A 23,331-nucleotide genomic window follows, 5' to 3' on the forward strand; every position below is an offset into this window, starting at 1 on the left:
TTGGGAAACTTATATTTTATAAATGAGTCAAAGGATTACAGAGGGAACGAGATGAATAAGAGCTGAAATAAATAACTAATGAGAAACATTGACGCATCCATCCCTTCTCTAATCATTTAACCTAATTATCCATTGTTGGATCTAATTGAGCTAATTACATAAAGTGAGAGTTAAGAACATCCTATTAATATTGTTTAGCAGATTCCCGTTCATTATTGATTATTTTTTTCATAAAATAATGCACGATTTCTTGAAGTTCAGCTAATGCTGCTTGGGAAACAAACAAAATACTGATGGTAAAGACCAGAGCACATAACATCATGTTTCTTTTCATGTAATCACCAACTGGCAAACTTCCCCAATTTATAGTGATATTATTCCGCCTAGATGAACATGGCTTAAGCATAATTAAGTTAAGTTGGAATGAAGAAATATCATTTCACCGCAAACCACGAAAAAACGGTGAGCAAAGCCAAAAAAAGAGCAAGGCATTTATGTGAAAAAAGGCGTTTATCATATTCAACACGTTTATTCATATCATAAACGCCTCAAAGATTGGATGGAACGATTCAATGGGGTTGCAAATTGGGGAAAAACAAAGCATTTCATACACGAATATTTAAGGGAGCATTATTTTTTAGTTACATTTGTGACAACAAACCCTAGATCGTAATTGTGACGGAAAGAAATTTGATAATGTTCTGCTTTCTTGTCAATCTCGTTATTAATTACCTCGTGAACACTGGCTAATACATCTAATTCATAGATACCGCCATTTCCTGTTCTTATATTCGTTACTTGAAATGGGTCAAAGCTATAAACATTTTCTTTTCCAAGCTTTAAGTATTGTTTTTCTTGAAGGGCAAATAATATCTTTCTTTGCAATTCAGTGGTTAACATACGCTCCAATTGTGCTTCTCTTGTTTGTGGGAATCCCCATAAAGCAACCCATTCAATTGAATCCATTCCTTTAGTCGCTTCATCGTGTGGTTGAGCAGCTCTTGCTGACTAAATGAATAGCATCGTTCCAATAGAAAGGACCAGAATGGACATCAATTTTCTTCTCATATTATCACCCACCCATAATTTCCCCCATTTGGCCTGGTTTTATGTGTTGTGGACCCTGTAAAGCGCGGTTACTCCCCTTGTACCGTTCTTCGTTTATTTAAACTTTTCAAACTCCATTTTTTAACCAGTACTGATTTTGGTGAGAAATGTACTGTTCCATTCGGATAATCAATTCAACCAACTCAGGTTTTGTTAACTGCATATAACGCTGTCTTACACGAATCTATGTCACGATCTGGTTTAGGGACTATTTTAATGTCATTTACAACCCATCCATTTGTCTACGGCTTGCTTCAATTCATCGTTTTCTCGCTGCATCTCATCATTACAACAAAATAAAGCTGCTGGTGCAATGCCGGCAGCTTTTGTATAGAGTTAGCTATATATGGTGCTGCAGCCACCGTCATTAACAAATGAACAGTTGGTGGCCTACCTCTCAAACTCACGATCTTCAATGCTTGCTAGACCATGCCAGTTCGCTTACGTCAGTAGTTTTCTAACATACTTATCGACATATCGCTGCAGTTCTTAGGTACTCTGACTTCAATAACCCCTTTCCCTGCTTGCTGTAGCCATTGTCCGAGAGGGACGCACAGAGATTAAATTATACAGGAACCGTCAGATGTGATCCGATTTTTCGAGCAACCGTAAAACTGGCCCAGGCAAGCACATTTAGAAGCTGTCTATCCTCTATAAAGAAGGCACGAAATTCATCAATCAGCGTATCATCGATTTGATAAGGTGCAATCGCAGTCAACAGGCAAAGTCTAGCTGCGGCCTGAGACGGGGCATCGAGTGGTTTTACGACTTGTTCAACCCACCCCCTGCCTACTGAGGGTTTAGCGCCATTCCATTCATCTACATATTGCTTAATGACGGAACGTGTTGCATCATCTAGATCAGCTTCCCCCGCCTGATCCACGGCTGCTGCAAGATTCGCTAATGCCTTGCTGATGACTGGATTGGAGCTCGCCCAAGATAGATCGTCCGGCAATTGAGCATCGCGCAAGAATACGAGAGAATCGCCGATTGTCTTTTCTTTTTTCAAGTTTGATGAAAACAATAAAGCAACAAGCCGCTTTGTAAGTTTAGAAAAAAACGAATTTTTTACAGAAATGAGTGACTTATTTGTCAGCAATACATCAATCATACGGGTAATGTAGTTGTTCATTACTAGTGTGCCAATGATTTCCGGTGTCTCTTTTGCAGTAAATGGCGGCTCTTGCAAGATAGGGGAATGCGGCACACGCGTCGCGAGCGTCCATTCCACAATGGATCTGAGTTTTCTATCGGAGATTTCCCCGATTTGACCTCCGAGTATCTGATATGCCACGTCACTCTCCCCCACAGCCATGAGCATGGTGCTATGTGCATCCATGCAAAACGGGCATTCATTCGCTTTCGCAACCGCCGTGGCAACAGCCTCCTTGATCGCTCTCGGTACAATCCCCACCATTTCCGTCTCTCGGAAAGCTGCCCAAACCCCAGCAAGCAATGATGGAGAGAGGGAGTGCATAACAAATAGATCCCCTACTAAACCGAAGTCCCTTTTGATTTGCTTGAACATTTCAGAAACCATGCCGTCGGCTTCGGAAACAGGTGCTGGTTGAATATATTTGATCATGTTGTTCTCCACCTTCCATTCTGTTAGTGGATTTTCCCGACAGTCCGGATCAGAGCCATCGCCCGAAAGAATAAAAAGACGGCGATGACCGGATGAATCGCAGCGAGCCAGCCTATCTGCTTTAAATAGATTGCGCTGAGAAACATTAGAACGATCATGCCAACCAACGCCGCACATTGCGCGCGAATCGCCGCAGGCTGTTTCGTCACCATTGCAATGATCAACATGATCAGTGGTAGCACGGCAAAACCGTCGGCAAAATGTGAATGCTCCGTCCATCTCGCGGAGTCCGAAAACACGGCCAATCCCGCCAAAAACACTTGTGCGATCAAACATATCGCGAACAGCCAGGCCAGCGTTTTTACGAACATGGCCGGCGCGGACAACCTTTGTTGCATCACTTTTTCCCCTCTAGTATCCAACCGGTTGTTCAGTTCGTTCTTGGACATACCATCACGCCTTTCGAAATATTGTAAATACACAATTATTATACTTATACAACTGTTTTGTGTCAACAATTAACAAAAAAGTCCGCCAATCGGCGGACTATCCTTGGTTCGAGTCAAATCCCGTGAAAAGTGGTTTGTTTGAAAGCATGCAATAATGCGTGGATTCCGGCTTCAACCTGGTCCATATCCGAGTCAGGTACTTTATCCAGAACAGCGTTGCAAACGTGAAGCATTTTGCCATGAAGCTCCTGAAGCATTCCCAAGCCATACTCGGTCAATTGGATCAAGATCTCCCGACGATTATCGGGATTCAGGTTGCGAGATACGACACCGTTCTTAACCAAGGGATCAAGCAAACGGGTCAGTGTCGAAGGTTCGATGCCTAGACGGGCCGCCAAATCTCCGTTCCGGAAACATCCCTTGTCGATCAACATGACGATATGTGCTTGTCGGGGCGTCAGCCCTTCCACGAAGGATTTGTCCGAGCTCAATATCGTCGATTTGACCAGAATCTCATTGATCAGTTCGTTTAAAATGATTGGATCGATGCAAGCCACCCCCATCAACGTTTATTCACATTGTAGTCGAAAAAATTGTATCTTTGCAACAATTTCCGAAAGAAGAGTTGACAAAGAGGCTGAAGTGAATTAAATTGTATATGTACAATAATTGCATCAATACAATTTAGGAGTGATGATTGATGAATGTCATTGCAGAAAAAAAGCAGGCACTTCCCCAAACCAGAAATGGAAAATGGCTCGCACTGGCCGCGCTAATGGCCGCGCAATTCATGGTGGTGATCGACATTGTCGGATTGAACGTAGCACTTCCCTCGATTCAACATTCGCTACATTTCTCGAACTCTAGCTTGGAATGGGTGATGAGCGCATACCAGATCTCGTTTGGTGGTTGCCTGCTGCTCGGGGGCAGGATCGCCGACCTCTTCGGGCGAAAGAGGATGTTCCTGATCGGCGCAGCTGCTTTTGCAACGACTTCGTTCTTGTGTGGTTTGGCCCCGACAGCACTCTTGCTAATCCTTTTCAGGGCAGTACAAGGTCTAGCTGCGGCTATTCTATCGCCGACTTCGCTCTCATCGGTGACCCGGATGTTTCCAGAAGGCCGAGAGCGCAACATCGCGCTTGGCATCTGGGGAGCAGTATTCGGGGCCGGAGGTGCGATCGGCAGCTTACTGAGCGGCTTGATCACGACGACCTTGGGCTGGCAATGGTTTTTCTTCCTGAATCTCCCGCTCGGCTTCTTTGCGCTGCTGATCGGAATGAAGCTGCTTCCTGCTGACCCGGTCGCCGGGAAGCAGCAAGGGTTCGATATCGCTGGCGCGGCCACCGTTTCGGTGGGCTCCGGTCTGCTTCTTTATGCACTTAGCACAGTTTCAGGATCAGGGTTGAACTGGAACGTCTCCTTTCTTCTAGCTGCAGGCCTGATACTCTGGGGAACTTTCATCCTCATTCAACGAAAAACTCCCTTCCCCCTCGTTCCCAAGGTGGTCATGCGGATCGCTACGATGCGGGTGGGCGTTGTCATCGGGGTCTTGGCCGGCTCTTACCATTTCTCCATGTTTTTCCTACTAACGCTTATATGCAAGAAGTGTTGCAATTATCGGCCGTCCAGACGTCTCTCGGCTATTTGGCCGCCGCGTTGCCCACGATCCTATGCGCCAATCTGTCGTCACGATTCATTCGGCGCTTTGGGGTAAAGTTAGTGCTGGTTGCCGGGCAAATGCTCGTTATGCTCTCATTATTCTATTTTTCCCTTATGCATGCGGAGGGGACCTACCTGTACGATCTGTTTCCCGCACTACTTGTCGGAGGAATCGGTTGGGGCTTGCTATTTCCAACGATCAACATTATGAGCTTTTCCCGCGTGGACAAAAACCAAACCGGCATCGCCTCCGGCATCATCACTATGAGCGAACAGCTTGGCGGAGCTATCGGCTTAACCTTAGCCGCAATCGTCGCAGCCTCTCGGGCCGCTGATTACGCCCGGACGCACTCGGGCATCACCATTCATACGCCGGAAGCAATGACGGCCGGATTCTCGGGAACGTTTCAGTTTGCTGCAACTTTAGCTTTGCTGGGCTTCCTGCTCTCCATCCTCTTGATCCCTTCCTATCGGAAGGAGCAGAAATCATGAAAGACCATATTATCGTAGTCGGCGGTTACGGGAAAGTAGGGCACATCATCTGCGAAGAGTTGGCGAACCGATGGCCCGGAAAGGTGGTAGCCGCTGGAAGAAGCTTGGAGAAAGCGGAGCGCTTCTCTTTCGAAACCGGAGGAAAAGTCAAGGCGATGCAGTTCGATGTCCGCCACATCCCAGAGCCCGGGTTCTTCGAACGAACCCGGCTCGTGATCATGTGCCTGGATCAGGCGGACATTTCGTTCGTTCGAGCCTGCTTGGAAAGCGGCACTCGGTACGCCGATATCTCCGCCGATGACGAATTTCTCCGGAAAGTTGAAACGCTGCACGGCCTCGCGCAGCACAGTCGGACTGCCGCATGGTTGAGCGTTGGGCTGTCCCCTGGCCTTACAAACGTTATGGCGGCACATGCCCACCACATGCTGGATCGAACTGATCGGATCGACATTTCGATGCTAAGCGGGCTGCGAGATAGCCATGGCAAGGGGGCGATCGAATGGACTATCGACAACCTTGCTCGCCCATTCCGGCACACATTCGAAGGCAAGCAGGTCGTTCGCCACAATTTCTCAGACGGGCGAACGATTGATTTCGGCCAAACATTCGGCCGTTGGAAGGCGTACCGCTTCAACTTCTCGGATCAGCACTCACTAGGCCGCACATCAGGCATTGCCAATATTTCCACGAGACTTTGCTTCGATAGTCGTTTACTGAATCAAAGCTTGTTTGCGCTTCAAGCGACCGGGTTGAATAGATTGTTACGAAACAAGAGCGTGAGCAACGCAACCGTTGAATTGTTCGCGCGCATCCGAATGGGTCGTGAATTCATAGCTGTAAAGGTAGATGCTTACGGAGTGCTCCAAGGCAAGGAAGCCCATGTAGAACTGTTCGCCTCTGGCAAGAACGAATCCGTCATTACTGGGATGGCAACAGCTTACGTGAGTAGCAGGCTTTATCACGAAGCGGATTTGCCGGACGGCGTCTACCACCTCGACCAACAGGAGAACTTCGGCTGCCTGGCTTCCTCATTACGCGAATGGGTTTCAATCCGTACTGCAGTAAACGGGAAGTTCATGGAATAAGAGTGCTATGAGAAAAAATGGGCGGTAATCATCATTGGCTCGGCATAGTGATGCGAAATAAGGCCATGAAACAGCGGACCCCTGGCATTTATAAAATAATTCACCATTACTTTGTGACAAGGTCCGCTACACATGAACTTACCAGTATCATGCTGGCGACAAAGATCTGAAAAAACTGATTAGGGGTTTTGATCGATCAAGCAGAATTAGAAGTAAGCGAATGCGACACACTTAATCATAATGGAATTGCTTCTTCTCCTTCTTTACCTAATAGACCAGAAGCAAAGTTTGAAGAAATTCCTGTTGGTGCTCGGTTTTCCGACCAAGAAATTGCTGCTATGATTGGAGCAGATACATCCATGGACTTGGTTGCTTGCAGTATGGTTATGGGTAAGTCCATAAGAGAAGATATTGGAACCTTATTTGTTAAATATCACACAACAAAAGCTGCCCTCGGCTTAAGAATTTTACTATTAACCAAGGAAAAAGATTGGTTGATACCTCCTCCACTTCAAGTAAAAAGGCCTGATCTAGTTGAAGCCTAGGTTTTGATATCTATATCTTCTTTAAAGGACGATGAAAAATTGACCATTTGTATACCCAAGCAACCGAAAAGATCAAAAGCCGCCTGTATGCGTTTATTACGTTGTAGGCGGCATGATTACGTTGTCATTCATTTTGATAGGATTTGAACCATTCGACGAGCATCTTGAACAATCCGAGGAAATTGTAACTCCAATGCCTCGCTTAACCCCAACCCGAAGTCGATGGTATCCACACCAATTCCGATGATTTTTACATAAAGCTGCGGATACATGACCGGAATGATGGAGAACAAATGAAGATCATGTATGGAAATTCCTAAATCAAAGGAACCAAATTCCTCTATTGGATGACACGCTACATCCCCAACCTCCCGATCTGACTTCACCGCATCGACGATTATTAATCGATCAACTCCATCCATTACCTTTAAGCAGTCATCTATATCTGTCTCGCCGACCAAATACTGAAGATCTCCGGACTATTAATTAAAACAAAAAAGAACCGCTTATTTAAGCGGTTTTGAAACGGCTCCTGCTCTTGTCATCCGGCATTGTAAGTCATGCCCACACGGTTGTTGTTGCCAGCGGCAAGCGATAGGTTGGATGTCCCTCAGCCGCTGCTTTACCGATGGAAATTAGCATGACAGGCTGATAGCGCTCCTCATCAAGACCAAACGTGCCGGCAATCTTCGATTTTTCATAGCCGCCCATCGGATTTGTATCATAACCATACGAGCGCGCAACCAGCATCAACTGCATGGAGGCAAGTCCAGCGTCAATCAGATTAATGCTGCTTAGTTCACTTTTGGAGAGGCTATCGAGCTGCGGCTTGAACTTATTTAGCATCATCTCGCCGACCTCATGTGGCATATAGCCAAGCTCAACGGATCTGGCAGTAATTTCATTCATATAATCCACGTTTTGCAAATCAATAAAAACAGCGATAACGGCTGCCGAGGTTTCCACCTGCGATTTATTGTAAGGAGCAAGCGCTGCAAGCTTGGCCTTGCCCTCCTCCGTATCAATCACCAGAAAACGCCAAGGCTGCATGTTAACCGAGGATGGAGCCCGGGAAGCCTTCTCCAATATTTCCGACAACTCTTCTCTTGTGATTTTTACGTTGGTGTCATACATCTTTACAGATCGGCGGCCCAATACAATCTCATTAAAATCATTTGTTTTTTTAACGTTTCCCATGGTCTTAGCTCCTTTTTGGCTTACATTTTATTTACAGATTGTTGTGCATTATGCGATTACAGATTTTTTTGCAGATCCTCCATATCAAAGTCAGCTCCTTTCAGAGCTATATTACGAATTTCCTTTAGCCAGCTCTTTTGTGATTTCGCTTAACGCATCTTTGAGTGATGTCGCTGTTCGTCCAATTAGCCGCTGCAAATCCGAGCTTTCAATTTCTAATGCCCCTCGGCCAATTTCAACTTGCATGTGAACAAGAATCGGAACAAACGAGTCAGGAATTCCAGATTGAGCAAGCATTTGACCATATTCTTCTGGTTGCAAATATTGTAACTGTACTTCTTGTTGAGTCACCTCAGCAAAAATATCGGCCAGCTCTTTTTGAGTCAATGGTTCTCCAGAGAGTTCATATACCGAATTCTCATGTCCTGACCCTGTCAATACGCGAGCTGCTGCTTCAGCGTAATCCCGTCTTGGGGCCCAACCTGCTTTTCCTTGTGACGAAGCGATGATCCAGGGCATCCCGTTCAGAACAGCTTGAAACGTATTCATTTCGTTCTCCACATACCAGTTATTTCGAAGAATGGAATACGTAATTCCGGATTTCGCAATGGCCTCCTCCGTCATGCGATGGTCCTTGAAAGGCTCAACTGTAGTGTAGGTAGCCTTAGGCGCACTGGTGTAGGCGATGAATTTTACATTGGCAGCTTGAGCTGCACGGACAGCAGTTAAGTGCTGTGTTGTACGATTCAGAACATCATCACTTGAGATGATTAACAATCGATCTATACCTGTGAAGGCAGTGACTAGAGAATCATAGTCATTGAAATTTCCATAACGTACATCAATCCCTTTGTTCTGCAGATGAACTGCTTTTTGGGGGTCACGCACACTTACAGCAATCGTGTCTGAAGGGACTACTTTCAATAATTCATCCACGACTAATGACCCCAATTTTCCTGTTGCACCAGTTACTAATATTTTCATCGATATTTCCATTCCTTTCGCTTCGCTTCAGGCACAAAACAGAATGAAACCCGGTTGGAACCTTGTGCGATTTTTTGGTAAGCTTAGCCAGCTACTCCTGTCCATTTCCGGAAGAAAGCTCCTGAGCATGGCTTTATAGTAACTGCAAAAGAAGATATTCCACAAGTAGGCACAATAAATAAACACAGTAACTATAAGTATACCTATGATTTGTGGCAGAACAGTTTTGCCGTATTTATGCTCCGTTTTCTTTTCTGCGAGCTATGGTTGTTTAGGTTATAATATAACAATCATTATTTTTTATAGTGGGAGGTATAAATAAATGTCATTGAATTGTCAGGATGAAGTCGAAGCTACACTCGAAGTTTTAGTAGGCAAATGGAAACTTATTATCTTGTCACATATAGCATTAAATAAAACCATGAGATTTGGTGAATTTCAAAAAAGTATTCCGGATATTACTAAAAAAATGTTAAGCTCTCAACTAAGGGACTTGGAGTATCATGGAATAATTAGCAGAAAAGTGTACAATCAAATGCCATTAAAAGTGGAGTATGCTATTACGGAGTACGGGGAAAGTCTGAAACCCATCTTAGATACACTTGTTCATTGGGGTAAAAATCATATCGAATATATGAGTAGTCAAGAAAAGAAAGTAGTTGATAGCAGCGGCTGAAGCCCCTTCGTTATCAGCCTGTTGGAAGCTGAATGTCTGCAGCGTGATGAGTTCGGCAGCTACCAAGAGGCGTACGAGGTCGTGACGAACTATATTCGTTTTTACAACGAGCGGCGCATGCACGGGAATCTATATTACGATCCCTCCTTTGCTATTAGAAGCAATTGAGTTTTTTCATGTATTCTTCATCTCACGGAGTTATAATATCGATTTGATTACAATTAGATATGCATCAAATTGTCAATAGTACCATGTTCTTGTCCATTTTCGGCAATGGGACCAAGCTCTTGTCCTGAGCAAAGGACAAGAACTTGGTCCTATAAAATAGAAAAACCGCGCTGGGCGCGGGATCTAATGGGACTATGTTCTTGTCCTCTTACACGTCGCAACAAAAAAAGCCCGTAAGACAACATTTATACAGGCTGCAATTATTTAATTTAGCCTGTATAAATGTTGTTTTGTTTTGTAAATGTAGCGCTCGGGCTAAGCCCTTCCCAGATAGTAGTCAATCCTTTAAATAGAACAGCTAATTTACATGCTCTCCTTTAGCAAAATTAATTTGAATTTGATTAAATTGTTCAGGTTTCTCCCATTGCGGCCAATGTCCCGCTCCTTCTACTACCACCAATTGGCTACGAGGAATCAATTCCTGAAGGTATTCCGCATCTTCGACTGTAGCTGTGGGATCATGATCCGACATTAAAATAATCGTAGGTACAGTGATTTTACTTGTCCATTTTGAATCCCATGTGTAATTTTTTCGCACTTCCCATTCTTGTAATATCATGATATTTTCAATAGCTTTTTTTAACTCTGGCTGTGTGTAAATGTTATAGCGTGATTGAACAAGTTCTTCTGTCACAAAACTCGTATCCCAGAACAAAAACTCTAGTCTCTTTCGAACATTCTCTTTATTGACTTCCAAAACAGCTTTAATCGTTGATTCTTTCAGCTTTTTCATCACTTCTGGTTTACCCTTAATATTACCTGGCGTGTTCAACAGCAAGGACTTTACATATTCTGGGTGATGAGCAGTAAACCATGCAGACGTCCATCCTCCCAAAGACTCCCCAGAAAGGTGAACTTTTCCAAGTGACAGGGTTTTAATTACAGCTAACAAATGATTACTGTATACATCTAACGTATAAGGTTGATTCGGTTTATCCGTATATCCATGCCCCACCATATCTAAGACAAGAACTCTGAAATGCTTGCTCAGGTTCCTGACATTTCTTGCGTATGCTTCAGCGTGTCCGCCAACTCCATGTAAGAGAATCAGCGGTTCTCCCTCACCGGCTTCGATAATTCTAGTATTTACACCGTCAGCATTGACGAAGTATTGTTTAAAAGCGATTCCAGACAATTCATTCCAAATACTCACATTGTTGTTTGTCATATAGTTCATCCCTACCTTAATTTTACTTTTAAACTAAATTTACATCAAATTGAATCTGTAAAATTTCCGTTAGCCTATTTTTAGGGGACTCTACTAAATCTCATCTAATATCCAACTTATATTCACGCTATGACTTAAACCGAACAATCCCCATTCCCGTAACCCACTCTGGAACTGGTTCATAGCACATTGTCTCCGCTTCAAAATCATGAAGCATTCCTAACAGAACCAACCAATTGTGTAACTCTTGTCCTCCATTTCCGGCCTCTTGCTCAATCTCTTCATATGTCAACTGTCTCAAAGAAGCCATATCCCCTTGCTCAATAGCTTCTAAAAACTTTCTATCCCATTCTTCATTTACCGGCCCCGTTGTAAGTGCTGTTACCCTTTTTAATCGATAAGCTTTATACTTTTCATCATTCTCTATTTGTTGTCTTCCATGCAATAAGATATTAATCATATATTGATCTTCCTCTTTTTGGCTGTCGATTTTGGGCGTTGGAACCCAATGAGACAACCCGCCAGATGCAACAATTGCTACCTTTTTATCGTTTCCCCACGATTCGATGGCCTTACGCAAAATCTCCCCTATTTGAAAGCAGCGGTCCATCGTAGGCAGAGGAGGGGCAGAAGTGTTAACAGCAATAGGAACCACTGGTATGGCTAGATCAGGGTTCAGAAAATAGATTCCTTGCGTGTGTCCATGATCGACCTTCATTGACATAGAAAAAGCAAAATCCACTCCATTATTCAAACCAGTATTTAAAATGTGTTTAGCTAATTCTTTTTCCACTGGGATTTTGTACTGTGGTAAATTCCAGTCCCCCCATCCCTCACATTCTCCGATTCCAATCGTAAAAGAAGGCATGTGGTTGTAATAATAACTGTTAAAATGATCATCTGAAATCAAGATGATGACATCAACATTCTGCTCATTTAACCAGTTTCGCATTTCCAAAGCTGTATCGATAAAACGCTTTCCTCTTTCTCCTGCACCTTCTCGATTCGTCATAATAAAGGGGCTATGTGACATCGCCACACCTGTTACAATCTTTGCCATATAATCACCCTAACTATTAAGTCTTTTTGCCAGATCAGTGGCCACATCCATGATCATATCTTCCTGACCGCCGACGACCTTCAGACGCCCCAGCTCGATCAGGATATCTCTTGCGTCCACCCCGAATTTGTCGGATGCACGTTTAGCATGTAGAAGAAAGCTAGAATACACGCCCGCATACCCCATCACCAGGCTGTCTCGGGTAATTTCCTGAGCCTGCTGCAGAATCGGGGCGACAATGTCTTCGGCTACGTCCATCATTTTATAGATGTCAATTCCGGTCTCGATGTTTAATCGGTCCAATACGGAAACAAGCACTTCCGTCTGTGTGTTCCCCGCACCAGCACCCAGACAGCGGATGCTACCATCGATACGCGTGGCTCCTTCTTCAATAGCTGCGAGTGTATTGGCCATGGCCAGCGACAGGTTGTTGTGGCCGTGGAAGCCGACGTGGATGTCCAAGCTTTCCCTCAGGGCATGAATACGTTCCTTGACCTGATGTGGCAGCAACGTCCCTGCGGAGTCTACCATATACACCGTGTCTGCACCATAGCTTTCCATGAGCTTGGCCTGCGCCACCAGTTTTCCCACTGATGTCATATGGGACATCATGAGGAAACCGACGGTTTCCATGCCCAGTTCCTTAGCCAGATGAATGTGCTGCGATGAGACATCGGCCTCGGTGACATGGGTGGCGATCCGGGCCATCTTGGCACCAAGCTCAGCAGCTTTTTTCAATTCACGCTGTGTACCGATGCCAGGCAGCAGAAGCACGGCAATTTTCGCCCGCTGACATACATCAACCGCGGCTTCGATCAGTTCAAATTCATCAAACAGGGAGCGGCCGAACTGCAGCGATGAACCACCTAATCCGTCCCCATGACTCACTTCGATAAAAGGCACATTGGCTTCATCCAAGCCTCGCGCCACGTTTCGTACCTGTTCAACTGTAAACTGATGGGCCACGGCATGGCTGCCGTCACGCAAGGCTACTTCGGTAATGTGCAGATCTCGTTTCGTAATCATTGCTTGACTTCCTCCCGCTGGGCCAACTGGTTCTTGGCAAACTCCTCTGCCACTTTCACCGCTGCTGCCGTCATGATATCCAGGTTGCCGGAGTATTTAGGCAAGTTGTCACCAGCACCTTCCACTTCCAAAAATACCGTGACCCTGTTGCCGTCAAAGATTGGCTCGGTCCGCATGCGATAACCGGGCACGTAAGATTGTACTTCCCTGACCATCTCCTGAATAGATGCGGCAACTTTGTCTTCATCCATAGTACCTTCAGCCACTTCCACGTAGACGGTATCTCTCATCATGATCGGCGGTTCAGCCGGATTGAGGATGATGATGGCTTTCCCACGTTTGGCCCCGCCTATCTGCTCGATCGCGTTGGCTGTCGTCAGGGTAAATTCATCGATGTTTTCCCGAGTGCCGGGTCCTGCACTTCTACTGGAAATAGTAGCAACGATTTCGGCATATTCAACAGGAACCACCCGATTGACAGCATGTATAATCGGAATGGTCGCCTGTCCACCACAAGTAATCATGTTGATGTTCGGTGCATCAAGATGGTCACTCAAGTTGACCGACGGACAAACAAACGGTCCTCTGGCGGCCGGAGTCAGATCCAGCACCTGCTTGCCGGCTTCCTTCAACAGTTTGGCATGACGAACGTGCGCCTTGGCAGACGTGGCGTCCATGACGATATCAGCCAGTTCTGGCCGTTCCAAAAATCCCTTGATCCCGTTGTCGATTGCCACAAGACCCATTTCCTTGGCCCGGCGCAGGCCGTCTGACCCAGGATCAATGCCGATGACAGTCGTCAGCTCCAGAACATCCGAGCGCATCAGTTTTAACATCAGATCTGTGCCGATATTGCCCGAACCCAGTATCGCAGTTTTCACTTTGGACATTTAGAATCCCTCCCCATCAAAATTAACCGTGACACTTCCTAGGCAGTCCATCCGGATGCTGAACGAATCTCCCGGAGATGCATCGACCGCAGCTGAAAGTGCCCCGGATAAAATCACTTCTCCGGCCTTCAGTTCGATGCCGTATTCATGTAGCTTATTCGCAAGCCAGGCCACACAGAGAGCGGGGTCTCCCAGAGCAGCAGTTCCCTCCCCCTTATTTACAACTTGGCCATTCTTCTCTAGCACCATGCCTATCTGGCGCAAATCTACCTCGGAAGGTTTGACAAGAGTTCCGCCCAGCACGTATAAACCACAGGATGCATTATCCGCGATTGTGTCATGTAGTTTGATCTTCCAGTCCTGTACCCGGCTGTCCACGATTTCAATGGCTGCCATTACATATTCTGTAGCCTGCAGAACATCTGCTATCGTGACATTGGGGCCTGTCAAGTCCTTCTTTAATACAAAGGCTACTTCTCCCTCAACTTTGGGCTGCATTACTTGGTTAAGCTGAACGGTTCCCCCGTTTTCCACAACCATACTGTCCAGCAGATGACCGTAATCCGGTTGGTCCACGCCAAGCAACTCTTGCATGGCTCGGGAGGTCAGTCCGATCTTTTTGCCTGTGATGCGTTGACCCAAATCCACTTTACGTTGAATATTGAGGAGTTGTACTTGATAAGCATTGTGTATGGTTAAACCCGGGTTGGCATCCGTCAAGGCTTGTATCCCTGTATGATTTTGTTCGGCCTCCCACAGTAGCCTGGCAAGAGCTTGAATGTTCTTACTGTCCATTCCACACCTTCTTCTATTCACTCAATTTTCAGATCTCCCAAAATGATACCCGCTTGCAGTGCCATGAAAAGCTGGCAACTGGTTTGTAGATCATTGATATCAGCATCTAAAATTTCACATATTTTTTGCACTCGATATCGTAATCCACCAATCGACATTTTCATTATTTTTGCCGCTTTATATATATTTTGGCCACTTTTAATGTAATAATATAGAGTTTTGGTTAACTCTGATTCTTTCCCTCGATCGTATTCAAATAATTTTGAAAGCATTTTGTTGCAGAAATGCCGGATATCATCCATTTTTCCTGCGCGAAATAAAATCCCCACCGCTCCTAAATCATCAAAGTACATAATTTCTTTTTGTTGATCGTTCATGTTCAATGTAATGAGAGCTTCATTGTACAGTATCGGTATATCTTCAAGAGACGTTGATCTTGAGCTCATGCCAATTTTATAAGGTATATTGGGGTATTTTTCTTTCAGATAACAAATTAATTTTCTGATACATTCATCGACGTTTATCGAATATTTCGAGAACAAGTCAACAGGCATCAATGCAGCTATGTTTTGAGAGTCTTCCGAGATTAAGATATTCAGATTACTCTTCATAAAATATCTTGATAAAACTTCAATTAAATTCATACCGCCGATGGGATCCTTTCCATTCGGGAAAAAATTTGGATCCCCTTTCAAAACTAAAAATTGATACTCTTTGCCCAAATCCACGCCATAATATCTGGCCCTTTTGAATAAAACTACAGGGTTTAGACGATTATGGATCATATCTTCCAATAATCCGCTTTTGATGTTCAACTTCAGTTCTGTATCCAGGATCGTTTCATTGTTATAATTACTCACAGATCCGATGAGACACATTTGCTTCATTTTCAACCAATCGACTTCATTAAAAGAAGTGTCAATAAAGGAGCAGTAACCTACAATCTTGCCTCTGGATACCATCGGAGCAATTAATCTCTTATGTTTATCAGATTGGACCAGTTCGATAATTTGTTGCTTCTCCATAAGTTCAGTCAGTTTGATGTGATTATCTCCATCAAGATTATTTTTAACGATTTCCTTTAAGTTCCTGCTATATTGTCTAGCCAGTTCCGAATCTAAACCTATTGAATAAAGATAGTTAAATCCTAGATCTTCAAGAATGATAGGGATGTTTGTAAGCTGATAGCATACGTCTGCCAATCGTGTTCCCTCAATGCCATTTAGAAACTGCCCTATGGCTTGGTTATTGAAATCCATGGCCGCTTGCAAGTTATTTTTTTCAGTTAAAACGGCTTCAAGGCAGTTCAGAAGCATTTGTGGCAGTCCTGCTTCGAACTCTTTTTCTGTGAAGTTATAAGTTCCCAAATCTGATGACATTTGAACAAACATTTCCAGTGCTTTAGGATATTGAACCTTATTTTGCAATATATTCACCCACTTAAGAAAGTTACAAGCTTAATGAGCTCTCAACTTCTACCATCCCTGGCATATTTGTCATGTATCTTCATCCATGCGAACAAATCCTTCACAGAAAAAACCAAATATCCCATGTTTCCAATTGCAATGCTATCTCATCTTTCATATAATCCACGCTAATCGGTGGAATGAAATTAATAATAATTTTTCAATCTTTAATCCCTAATTTCTCCAGCAATCCCTGACTTCCCGTTTTTCTGCGAAGACCTCGGATGCCCCAGCCTCCGTCGAAATTCAATACTGCTCCTGTAGCCGGAATATTGTCATTTCGCGAGGCAAAAAATACGTAAGCACCGGCATAATCTTCTCCGTACAATATACGCCCGATCGGAGCGGCTGACTCTACATTCTCATTACCCCGTTCCAAATCGACATCATTGTACCATTCTTTATACATGCTAGTTATGGATCTATTGTCCATTTCCAGTGAGGCAGGTCCCCTCAAATCCGTCATTGCCCCGCCAATGGCAATGCCGTTCACTCGGATATAAGGCGCTAATTCAAATGCCAACTGGCGAACCAAGCCAACAACGGCGTGCTTGGTGGATGTGTAAAGCGGTCCGCCTCCGTTTGTGTAAAAGCCTGCATTCGAAACCGTAAAGATCATATTCCCCCGGCTTGCCGTCAATTGCGGCAGACACGCCTTGGCCGCAAGCAAGTAACCCTTGACATTGATATGGAACAATTCATCAAACGCTTGATCTATCTTGTCTTCCGGAAGATCCACCAGCGACATGTTGTAATCCCAAATACCAACATTTGCAATTAATGTGTCGATTTTCCCGAAATGTTCCGTACACCGGTTTACCGCTGACTTGAGGTCACTGAACCGACGTACGTCACCCACTATTCCAATGATATTTTCACCATACTCTTGTTCAAGCTGATTAAGACGATCTGGCGACTTGTCAAACACTGCAACTTTGGCACCTTCAGCCACAAATCGTTCCACAATGGCACGGCCGACGCCAGATGCACCGCCTGTAACCAAGGCCACTTCATTGGTCAATCTCATAATTGTAGCTCCCCACTCGTATAAATATTCAAATGTAATATGATCATGGGTTGGTTACTTTTTTTCGAGGCTTTGTTTAAAGCTCGATGTTGACAAAATGACAATAAATGGAATAACAAAAAGTGGTTAATCATTTTAATGATTAAACTCACTTAGTAAAAATACCCGGAGGGCTTTCTAACATTTATTTTTAACACAGCTCTTTTTCAAAGTACCCATCTTCAAAAGCCACATATACATCGTCTCCATCAACCCGCACCGGATACTTTTTCAAAGGTTTCCAAGGGGGGGCCATCTTTACCTCTCCCGTTCGGGCACAAAATTTTCCCATATGCAATGAGCACACGATGACATCTCCCTCTAGATAACCGCCTTCAGACAGCGACCATTTGGCATGAGAACAGAGGTCTTGTGTTGCAAATACTTCGCCATTGACTTTAAACACCGCTACTGCTGTGTTTCCTTGCACTACCTTTAACCCCTCATCATTCGGTAGTTCAGACAACGTGCAAACCAATGTATATTTCATAATGCATTTCCTTTCAACTGCAGTAATATTTAAAAGAAGACAGACAAGTTATTTGCCAAAAGAGTAGCTTGATCAATCAAAATTGTTCGGCGGGCGATTTTAAAGCCCAATCCTCCCTCCGAACGCCGCAGTACATCCCGGCGCTCGCCCGGAAAAATATCTGCCTGATGTTCCGAACGGTTGCGATAAACGATAAATGACGATGCCACCTCATACGTGTTCGGGTCCTCCATTTCCAGAATAATGACGTTGGAAATAATGTGCCGTGTACGCGACACCGGATTCTCCGCCCAGTTCACCCCTGATACTCTTGCTCGAATACGTCCGCGCATCGTTTCATAGGTATCGTCGTAGTGCGCTCCTTTTCCTAGAGGCGCATACTCCTGCGACACTTCTCTACCTACACGGTTCATGCGAATCGGCATCCAATAATGAATATCCTTGTCCATCAGCTCGAACCACGCTTCAAACTGCGAGTGGTCTAACAACTGCGCTTCCTTGTAGTAAAACTGTTCGATTTCATGTTGCAGTTCAAGACTTGCGCTGCTTTCCGCCCATTTAAACGGTTTAACTAAGTCCATTATTTCCATTCTCCCCTTGTTTTATGACATCTGAACCCTCATAAGTGTAGGTAACGACCCCAACTTAAGATTGGGGCCTCAATGTATCCCATTTCGGTTCCGTCATCATGCGGGCCCAATGGGAATAAAGTCCTCTAGCTGCTTCTTCTGAAAATACGTAGGAGGTTTTACCCGGAAATTCTGGATTGTTTTTTCCCGGAACATTCAGCCCCATTTGTATAGCTAGCGGTGCAGTTCTGGACTTGTACCCACGAAGAGCGTTCTGAATGTCAACCCAGTTTTCCCCGTCATCCTGCTCGTACACTCCACCAGCACTGAACGTACGGACATTTTGACGAGCTAGTTCATCCTTGATTTCTTGTGGCGCGTCCTTATCAACGACGACGAAGGCCCACACTTCAATCTGATCCGGTCCCTTCGGATGCCAGGTCCGCACAGTGTTCATACCATACGGCAAAAATGAGCAGTTGGGGAAGATAGTCATATGGCTTGCCCCCATTCTGTGGTATGGCATAAGAGGAGCCAGACGTTCTTTCGCCTTTTCATAAGCCGGACCTTCGCTATAATATTTGTCGACTATGGGTCCTACACGTATCGAACCTCTTGGTGTATCAAGATAAAAGCCGCATCCATGACCGCCCCATTTGGCTCGGAACTGATGTCCTTTCATATGAGGCTCAAAATTGGATAAATCTTGCTCGGGTGGCAACCCTGCAACTACAGCAGCCAAATGAGAAGTTGTGGCAGCATGGTACATGTCACTGGCAAATTGCTCCGCAGCAAACTTCCAGTTACAGGGGATTACCCATTTTTGCATGGCCCCGATGGCTTCTGTCCCTGCTTCGGAACGATCCAACATAGTGTCCATGTAAGGGGTTGCGTCACTCAAATAAGTCAGCAAATCTGGCGCTTCAGGATCCCAGTTGGCAAAAACTAACCCCTTGTATATCTCCACTCGAGCCTGTATCGGCCCCCACTCTTCTTTCTTGAATCCGGAGAATGCTTCCTCTTCAAACGGAACATTGACTAGTTTACCTGCTGTGTCATACGCCCAGCCATGGTAGGTGCACGTGAACGCCTTGGCATTCCCGCAATCCGCCCTGCAAATCTTCATCCCACGATGCCGGCATTGATTATGGAATACCTTAATGCTTCCATTTCTCTGACGCACCATCACCACGGGATCCTCTCCCATATAGGTGGTCAAGTAATCTCCCGGATTGGGAACATGGCTCTCATGGCCAAGAAGCAGCCACGAACGGCCAAAAACCCTCTCCAATTCCAACTCATAAAGTTCATGATCCGTATAAATTCGTGGATCTAACATCCCCTTTTCCTCATCGATAAGGGCACGGATTGCTTCGGGTGTCCATTTTCCTGAATTAAGGCTCATAGATTAAAACCTTCCTCTCTGGTTAAAATTAATGAAGGGGAAACGCTTTCATGATTAAAGTTTAGAATTTTTTTCGATTAAATAATACAGCAAAAAGTGCTTTTTATTTGTGTATTTTCTATCATCAACATACAAATAGATAATTAGAGAGAAAAACGTAGATTGCCGCGGCTTCTATGACGCAGGTTTTTCGTAATTAGAGCGACATTCCTCTTTGTGACAATGCATTAATTTTCACGTAAATATATTGAAAAAAAAGAGCATAAGAAAAACCGCCAAAGGCGGTCATAAGTCTTCTCCAATCGGTTTTTTCTTTTTTTATTATCCTCTTTCGACATACGCTTGTATGCGTTCAACTTCCTCATTGCCTACCATATCGATTACGGCTTGATAAAGATTCGGCGGGAATTCCGCAATTCGATGACACAAATATAAATACCATTCATGCCCGTATGGAAGATAAATTCGCACCGGGTGTCCAATATTTTGCATCCTGCTGGCTAACTCCGGTCGAATGCCATATAACATCTCGATTTCCACCTTAGAGTCGGATAACCATCCTCGTTCCAGCACTTCATTTATGATGACTTCGTCATGGCTAGCGATCGACACTCGTTGTCCCTGACGAATAGCGCTTTCGACAAGTTCTAAATAACGATGATTAAGCTCCGGAGATCGAGAAATCGAGTAATCACTCGATTCCTGATAAGCCCCTTTCACAATGCGGATACGACTAGGAGAAGGTAGCGAAGCCAGATCCTGCGGCGTTCTTGTCAAATGAGCCTGCAAAGTAATGCCGACATTCGGATACACGGACACTGCCTGTTTGTAAACGGAAAGAATATCGTCTGTTTTGCTAGACTCTTCCATGCTAATGAAAAGTTCCAAGCCGGTTCCCTGTACTTGCTCCGCTAGTTTCATCAAATTTGAGAAGGCAAGTTCTTGATGCAAAGAAAGTCCGATATGCGATAAATCAAAGGATACCCGTGCTGATATTCCAGCTTGTCCCAAATCAATGATCAAGGCCTTCATTTCAGCAACGATTGCTTCACATTCGGTGGCATCCGTTGTATTTTCACCGATATATTCGATGGAAATTGCGTAACCTTTAGCCACTAACTTTCGGCCAACTTCTATCCCGTCTTGACGAAAATTACCCGTAATATACCGCGAGGCAGCTTGTCGCAAAAGACGATTCAGTTGAGGCGTCCGCTCAACATATGACTTTAAGTCCGCGCGGCGAGCGATTGTTTTTAATTTTTCTGTGAATTGTTTTTCCAAAAGCAATTGTTGGTACATGATACCACTCCCTTTTCCAATTTAACTCTCAGTGTACTGGGGAGTGGAAAGACTGTATTGTATAAAATTGCTCCTAATTTACATCAATAACGCGTACTTTTGTGGTGTTATCCCGACAATCCTGCCAAATGTTCTCGCGAAGTGGCTCTGATCGTAGAAGCCCGCTTCTACAGCAATTTCGGTAATTGGCCGCTGTTTCATTAATTCTGTTTTTGCGTAATTAATTCGCAATAAGTTTTGATAGGCATGCGGAGGCAATTGATTCCACCTCTTATATAAACGAATGAGATGAAATCTACTCATTCCGGATACGTTCTCCAGCTCATCCATCGTGATCCGTTCGGTATAATGCTCGTGCAGATATTCCTTTATGAGTTTAGCGCATTTGTGGTCCTGGTTGTCACGGCGCGATTCATGTTCAAGATCCGATGAATTCTGGCTAATGAGCACATGTACCAGCTCAATCAAAGCCGATTCGATCTCAAGCGGAGAACATTTTCCAGTAATAGCCTCCATCGTACGGTTGATGTGCTTACGACAGGCATTATTCTTACCCTCTCCCAATAAAAAAGGAACATGTAACTGATCGAGTTCCTGTTGCTTAAGCCCCTGCAGCCACTCAGTTTTAATGAACAGCATCTTGTAACTCCACTCTACGCCTGCATCCGGATGGCATGCATGCAGCATCATCGGCGGAAAACTAATCATCCTCCCTGCTTCAACCCGATGTAAGGTTCCATCGCACCAAGCGTTCGTTTCACCTTTATCAATCAACCCGATCGAATATTCTTCATGAAAATGCTTTTGATATGCAAAATCACTCTTCAGACATCGTTTGGCCTCCAAGAAAGGCAGCTTTTTATCGCGGTAAAAGGTTACATCAGGCATGCTTCACTATACACCCTTTCTATACGAAGAAATTTGGACACTGTACATACAAGAGCTCAATATCCTAAGCCAATGAGCAGGTCGCGAATGGAGTAAAATCATCCTTAAATGTTGCCCTGTGAAATCCTATAAACCCTATCTAAGTCACACCCGATCCTCGCTTTCCTGAATGAAGCCAATATGAAAGGTGTTGGGATAGCAGAGCACATTTGTGTCATTGGACATCTGGTGTCGGTATGACAAGAACTTGATCTCATTTTAGCTCTCTATCAAAAAAATGCAAACCGTCAAAAGACGATGTGCATTGGTTTTTTCAGCCCATTGAAGAAAAGCCAGGCAACCTCGCTGATGATCGCGATTACCTGGCTTTTTGAAACAAATGGTTATAACTATGGAGCGACTGAGATTATGGCTATTTTATGCTCTACTGACTCCGTTCTCGTGTTTCCTGGCCCATCGGCATCTATCGTACAAGTAATGTAATAGGTACCTGGGGCTGGAATGACTTTATTATACAGCATGAATGCAATATCCTGTTTGGATACCCGATTAACACCTGTAAGTGTAACGGTATGCCCGCCGTTGCTGATTTGAGACGACGTGTATTTGTTCCAGGAACCCGCATTATATTGATCGTTTGTATCAACTGTAATTCCTTCAAAATTGAGTACCATGACACCGTTCACAATAGTTTCACCTGGGAAGAAATCGAAACGAATGTTAGCCGCCGTACTACCGGCGTTGAGTTGTTTGGTATGCGCACCAGTACCGCCACCGTCAAACCCGTACGTATACATCGTAACCGTCGGTTGGATGCCATTGACGAGCGTAAGGGTAATAACATGTGCTGCATCCTTGGCCGATTCGTTATTCGAGGAATCGGTTGCTGTAATGACAAACTTATAGCTGCCAGGAGGTAAATCCCCGATCTGTGCAGACAGCACGGAACCGTCTGCTTCGCTCGCACCCAAAGTTATGGCTGCCGCCAATTCTCCTGCGTCAACGGTATTGTCTGCGTTAGAATCGGTCCATCGGTACGCACGCACGGTTGCATCTGCTTCACCTATAGCACCCGCTGCTCCGGAAAGCTGGTCTTGCGTACCGTTGTAATTATCGACAGCCGTAAACTTCGAGCTATCTACCGTTGGTGGCGTCGTATCGGGCACTGCGTTCTTTTCAAGAACCACGGTAACCGCATGTGC

25 protein-coding genes and 1 pseudogene are annotated in these 23,331 nt (G+C 44.7%); 6 read left to right on the forward strand and 20 right to left on the reverse strand.

Annotated elements, in window-relative coordinates; all coding sequences use genetic code 11:
* Positions 1-630: 630 nt before the first annotated feature.
* From CF651_RS32075 to CF651_RS29670, 4 genes are all read right to left on the reverse strand, one after another.
* A complete protein-coding gene (locus tag CF651_RS32075; RefSeq protein ID WP_144029131.1) occupies positions 631-966 on the reverse strand; it encodes a hypothetical protein in 336 nt (111 codons plus the stop codon).
* A 706-nt stretch (positions 967-1,672) separates the two neighbouring features.
* Complete coding sequence (locus CF651_RS29665) at positions 1,673-2,692, reverse strand: carboxymuconolactone decarboxylase family protein (protein ID WP_179233060.1); 1,020 nt, start codon at positions 2,690-2,692, stop codon at positions 1,673-1,675.
* A 23-nt stretch (positions 2,693-2,715) separates the two neighbouring features.
* Positions 2,716-3,141: a DUF6220 domain-containing protein gene (locus tag CF651_RS32570; protein ID WP_179233061.1), complete on the reverse strand. Its 426-nt coding sequence runs from the start codon at positions 3,139-3,141 to the stop codon at positions 2,716-2,718.
* Positions 3,142-3,254: 113 nt separating this feature from the next.
* Positions 3,255-3,704 carry a MarR family winged helix-turn-helix transcriptional regulator gene (locus CF651_RS29670; protein ID WP_094018484.1) on the reverse strand — a complete coding sequence of 150 codons (450 nt, stop codon included), beginning with the start codon at positions 3,702-3,704 and terminating at the stop codon, positions 3,255-3,257.
* Positions 3,705-3,841: 137 nt separating this feature from the next.
* Here CF651_RS29670 and CF651_RS33230 point away from each other — a divergent pair, with 137 nt between their 5' ends.
* From CF651_RS33230 to CF651_RS29690, 4 genes and pseudogenes are all read left to right on the forward strand, one after another.
* Positions 3,842-4,855 carry an MFS transporter gene (locus CF651_RS33230; protein ID WP_094018485.1) on the forward strand — a complete coding sequence of 338 codons (1,014 nt, stop codon included), beginning with the start codon at positions 3,842-3,844 and terminating at the stop codon, positions 4,853-4,855.
* Positions 4,738-5,292 (forward strand): MFS transporter, encoded by a 555-nt coding sequence (locus CF651_RS33235; protein ID WP_144029132.1) that lies wholly within the window; start codon positions 4,738-4,740, stop codon positions 5,290-5,292. Before CF651_RS33230 ends, CF651_RS33235 begins: the two co-directional genes overlap by 118 nt.
* Positions 5,289-6,377, forward strand: a complete 1,089-nt coding sequence (locus CF651_RS29685) for a saccharopine dehydrogenase family protein (protein ID WP_094018487.1) — start codon at positions 5,289-5,291, stop codon at positions 6,375-6,377. The genes CF651_RS33235 and CF651_RS29685 overlap by 4 nt, the downstream gene beginning before the upstream one ends.
* 139 nt (positions 6,378-6,516) lie before the next feature.
* A pseudogene (locus CF651_RS29690) lies at positions 6,517-6,922 on the forward strand (DUF3231 family protein); the annotation flags it as partial.
* 128 nt (positions 6,923-7,050) lie between these two features.
* Here the strand turns inward: CF651_RS29690 and CF651_RS29695 are convergent.
* The 3 genes from CF651_RS29695 to CF651_RS29705 form a co-directional block, all read right to left on the reverse strand.
* Positions 7,051-7,383 carry a hypothetical protein gene (locus CF651_RS29695; protein ID WP_094018488.1) on the reverse strand — a complete coding sequence of 111 codons (333 nt, stop codon included), beginning with the start codon at positions 7,381-7,383 and terminating at the stop codon, positions 7,051-7,053.
* A 97-nt stretch (positions 7,384-7,480) separates the two neighbouring features.
* On the reverse strand, positions 7,481-8,119 hold the full coding sequence (locus CF651_RS29700) for a nitroreductase family protein (protein WP_094018489.1): 639 nt from the start codon (positions 8,117-8,119) through the stop codon (positions 7,481-7,483).
* Positions 8,120-8,230: 111 nt separating this feature from the next.
* The gene (locus CF651_RS29705; protein ID WP_094018490.1) at positions 8,231-9,103 is read right to left on the reverse strand and encodes an SDR family oxidoreductase; all 873 of its coding nucleotides are present in this window, start codon (positions 9,101-9,103) and stop codon (positions 8,231-8,233) included.
* 322 nt (positions 9,104-9,425) lie between these two features.
* Here CF651_RS29705 and CF651_RS29710 point away from each other — a divergent pair, with 322 nt between their 5' ends.
* Both CF651_RS29710 and CF651_RS33475 read left to right on the forward strand, forming a co-directional pair.
* Positions 9,426-9,779 carry a winged helix-turn-helix transcriptional regulator gene (locus tag CF651_RS29710; protein ID WP_094018491.1) on the forward strand — a complete coding sequence of 118 codons (354 nt, stop codon included), beginning with the start codon at positions 9,426-9,428 and terminating at the stop codon, positions 9,777-9,779.
* A 21-nt stretch (positions 9,780-9,800) separates the two neighbouring features.
* A complete protein-coding gene (locus CF651_RS33475) occupies positions 9,801-9,947 on the forward strand; it encodes an IS3 family transposase (RefSeq protein ID WP_179233063.1) in 147 nt (48 codons plus the stop codon).
* A gap of 358 nt (positions 9,948-10,305) precedes the next feature.
* Here CF651_RS33475 and CF651_RS29720 read toward each other — a convergent pair whose 3' ends face one another.
* The 13 genes from CF651_RS29720 to CF651_RS32575 all read right to left on the reverse strand — a co-directional run.
* Positions 10,306-11,175 carry an alpha/beta fold hydrolase gene (locus CF651_RS29720; RefSeq protein ID WP_094018493.1) on the reverse strand — a complete coding sequence of 290 codons (870 nt, stop codon included), beginning with the start codon at positions 11,173-11,175 and terminating at the stop codon, positions 10,306-10,308.
* 127 nt (positions 11,176-11,302) lie between these two features.
* Positions 11,303-12,235: a DODA-type extradiol aromatic ring-opening family dioxygenase gene (locus CF651_RS29725; RefSeq protein ID WP_094018494.1), complete on the reverse strand. Its 933-nt coding sequence runs from the start codon at positions 12,233-12,235 to the stop codon at positions 11,303-11,305.
* Positions 12,236-12,244: 9 nt separating this feature from the next.
* Complete coding sequence (dmpG, locus tag CF651_RS29730; protein ID WP_094018495.1) at positions 12,245-13,261, reverse strand: 4-hydroxy-2-oxovalerate aldolase; 1,017 nt, start codon at positions 13,259-13,261, stop codon at positions 12,245-12,247.
* On the reverse strand, positions 13,258-14,151 hold the full coding sequence (locus CF651_RS29735; RefSeq protein ID WP_094018496.1) for an acetaldehyde dehydrogenase (acetylating): 894 nt from the start codon (positions 14,149-14,151) through the stop codon (positions 13,258-13,260). The genes dmpG and CF651_RS29735 overlap by 4 nt, the downstream gene beginning before the upstream one ends.
* Positions 14,152-14,946, reverse strand: a complete 795-nt coding sequence (locus CF651_RS29740; RefSeq protein WP_094018497.1) for a 2-keto-4-pentenoate hydratase — start codon at positions 14,944-14,946, stop codon at positions 14,152-14,154.
* A gap of 17 nt (positions 14,947-14,963) precedes the next feature.
* Positions 14,964-16,373 (reverse strand): PucR family transcriptional regulator, encoded by a 1,410-nt coding sequence (locus CF651_RS29745; RefSeq protein WP_094018498.1) that lies wholly within the window; start codon positions 16,371-16,373, stop codon positions 14,964-14,966.
* Between the two features lie 199 nt (positions 16,374-16,572).
* The gene (gene hcaB, locus CF651_RS29750; RefSeq protein WP_094018499.1) at positions 16,573-17,439 is read right to left on the reverse strand and encodes a 3-(cis-5,6-dihydroxycyclohexa-1,3-dien-1-yl)propanoate dehydrogenase; all 867 of its coding nucleotides are present in this window, start codon (positions 17,437-17,439) and stop codon (positions 16,573-16,575) included.
* Positions 17,440-17,629: 190 nt separating this feature from the next.
* Complete coding sequence (locus CF651_RS29755; RefSeq protein WP_094018500.1) at positions 17,630-17,968, reverse strand: non-heme iron oxygenase ferredoxin subunit; 339 nt, start codon at positions 17,966-17,968, stop codon at positions 17,630-17,632.
* Between the two features lie 29 nt (positions 17,969-17,997).
* On the reverse strand, positions 17,998-18,549 hold the full coding sequence (locus CF651_RS29760; RefSeq protein ID WP_218827889.1) for an aromatic-ring-hydroxylating dioxygenase subunit beta: 552 nt from the start codon (positions 18,547-18,549) through the stop codon (positions 17,998-18,000).
* Between the two features lie 64 nt (positions 18,550-18,613).
* Positions 18,614-19,942 carry an aromatic ring-hydroxylating dioxygenase subunit alpha gene (locus tag CF651_RS29765; RefSeq protein WP_094018502.1) on the reverse strand — a complete coding sequence of 443 codons (1,329 nt, stop codon included), beginning with the start codon at positions 19,940-19,942 and terminating at the stop codon, positions 18,614-18,616.
* A gap of 321 nt (positions 19,943-20,263) precedes the next feature.
* Positions 20,264-21,241 carry a proline dehydrogenase family protein gene (locus CF651_RS29770; protein ID WP_094018503.1) on the reverse strand — a complete coding sequence of 326 codons (978 nt, stop codon included), beginning with the start codon at positions 21,239-21,241 and terminating at the stop codon, positions 20,264-20,266.
* Between the two features lie 78 nt (positions 21,242-21,319).
* Positions 21,320-22,129, reverse strand: a complete 810-nt coding sequence (locus tag CF651_RS29775; RefSeq protein WP_094018504.1) for an AraC family transcriptional regulator — start codon at positions 22,127-22,129, stop codon at positions 21,320-21,322.
* A gap of 389 nt (positions 22,130-22,518) precedes the next feature.
* A partial coding sequence (locus CF651_RS32575; RefSeq protein WP_342746634.1) for a BslA/BslB family hydrophobin occupies positions 22,519-23,331 on the reverse strand: 813 nt, incomplete at its 5' end.

Source organism: Paenibacillus rigui, from assembly GCF_002234615.1.
Taxonomy (GTDB): Bacteria; Bacillota; Bacilli; order Paenibacillales; family NBRC-103111; genus Paenibacillus_S; species Paenibacillus_S rigui.

Bases quoted from the DNA above. Each gene is read 5' to 3' on its own strand.
- CF651_RS32075 (WP_144029131.1), bottom strand. From the start codon at position 966: ATGGATTCAATTGAATGGGTTGCTTTATGGGGATTCCCACAAACAAGA.
- CF651_RS29665 (WP_179233060.1), bottom strand. From the start codon at position 2,692: ATGATCAAATATATTCAACCAGCACCTGTTTCCGAAGCCGACGGCATG.
- CF651_RS32570 (WP_179233061.1), bottom strand. From the start codon at position 3,141: ATGTCCAAGAACGAACTGAACAACCGGTTGGATACTAGAGGGGAAAAA.
- CF651_RS29670 (WP_094018484.1), bottom strand. From the start codon at position 3,704: ATGGGGGTGGCTTGCATCGATCCAATCATTTTAAACGAACTGATCAAT.
- CF651_RS33230 (WP_094018485.1), top strand. From the start codon at position 3,842: ATGAATGTCATTGCAGAAAAAAAGCAGGCACTTCCCCAAACCAGAAAT.
- CF651_RS33235 (WP_144029132.1), top strand. From the start codon at position 4,738: ATGCAAGAAGTGTTGCAATTATCGGCCGTCCAGACGTCTCTCGGCTAT.
- CF651_RS29685 (WP_094018487.1), top strand. From the start codon at position 5,289: ATGAAAGACCATATTATCGTAGTCGGCGGTTACGGGAAAGTAGGGCAC.
- CF651_RS29700 (WP_094018489.1), bottom strand. From the start codon at position 8,119: ATGGGAAACGTTAAAAAAACAAATGATTTTAATGAGATTGTATTGGGC.
- CF651_RS29705 (WP_094018490.1), bottom strand. From the start codon at position 9,103: ATGAAAATATTAGTAACTGGTGCAACAGGAAAATTGGGGTCATTAGTC.
- CF651_RS29710 (WP_094018491.1), top strand. From the start codon at position 9,426: ATGTCATTGAATTGTCAGGATGAAGTCGAAGCTACACTCGAAGTTTTA.
- CF651_RS29720 (WP_094018493.1), bottom strand. From the start codon at position 11,175: ATGACAAACAACAATGTGAGTATTTGGAATGAATTGTCTGGAATCGCT.
- CF651_RS29725 (WP_094018494.1), bottom strand. From the start codon at position 12,235: ATGGCAAAGATTGTAACAGGTGTGGCGATGTCACATAGCCCCTTTATT.
- dmpG (WP_094018495.1), bottom strand. From the start codon at position 13,261: ATGATTACGAAACGAGATCTGCACATTACCGAAGTAGCCTTGCGTGAC.
- CF651_RS29735 (WP_094018496.1), bottom strand. From the start codon at position 14,151: ATGTCCAAAGTGAAAACTGCGATACTGGGTTCGGGCAATATCGGCACA.
- CF651_RS29740 (WP_094018497.1), bottom strand. From the start codon at position 14,946: ATGGACAGTAAGAACATTCAAGCTCTTGCCAGGCTACTGTGGGAGGCC.
- hcaB (WP_094018499.1), bottom strand. From the start codon at position 17,439: ATGAGATTGACCAATGAAGTGGCCTTGGTTACAGGCGGTGCATCTGGC.
- CF651_RS29755 (WP_094018500.1), bottom strand. From the start codon at position 17,968: ATGAAATATACATTGGTTTGCACGTTGTCTGAACTACCGAATGATGAG.
- CF651_RS29760 (WP_218827889.1), bottom strand. From the start codon at position 18,549: ATGGACTTAGTTAAACCGTTTAAATGGGCGGAAAGCAGCGCAAGTCTT.
- CF651_RS29765 (WP_094018502.1), bottom strand. From the start codon at position 19,942: ATGAGCCTTAATTCAGGAAAATGGACACCCGAAGCAATCCGTGCCCTT.
- CF651_RS29770 (WP_094018503.1), bottom strand. From the start codon at position 21,241: ATGTACCAACAATTGCTTTTGGAAAAACAATTCACAGAAAAATTAAAA.
- CF651_RS29775 (WP_094018504.1), bottom strand. From the start codon at position 22,129: ATGCCTGATGTAACCTTTTACCGCGATAAAAAGCTGCCTTTCTTGGAG.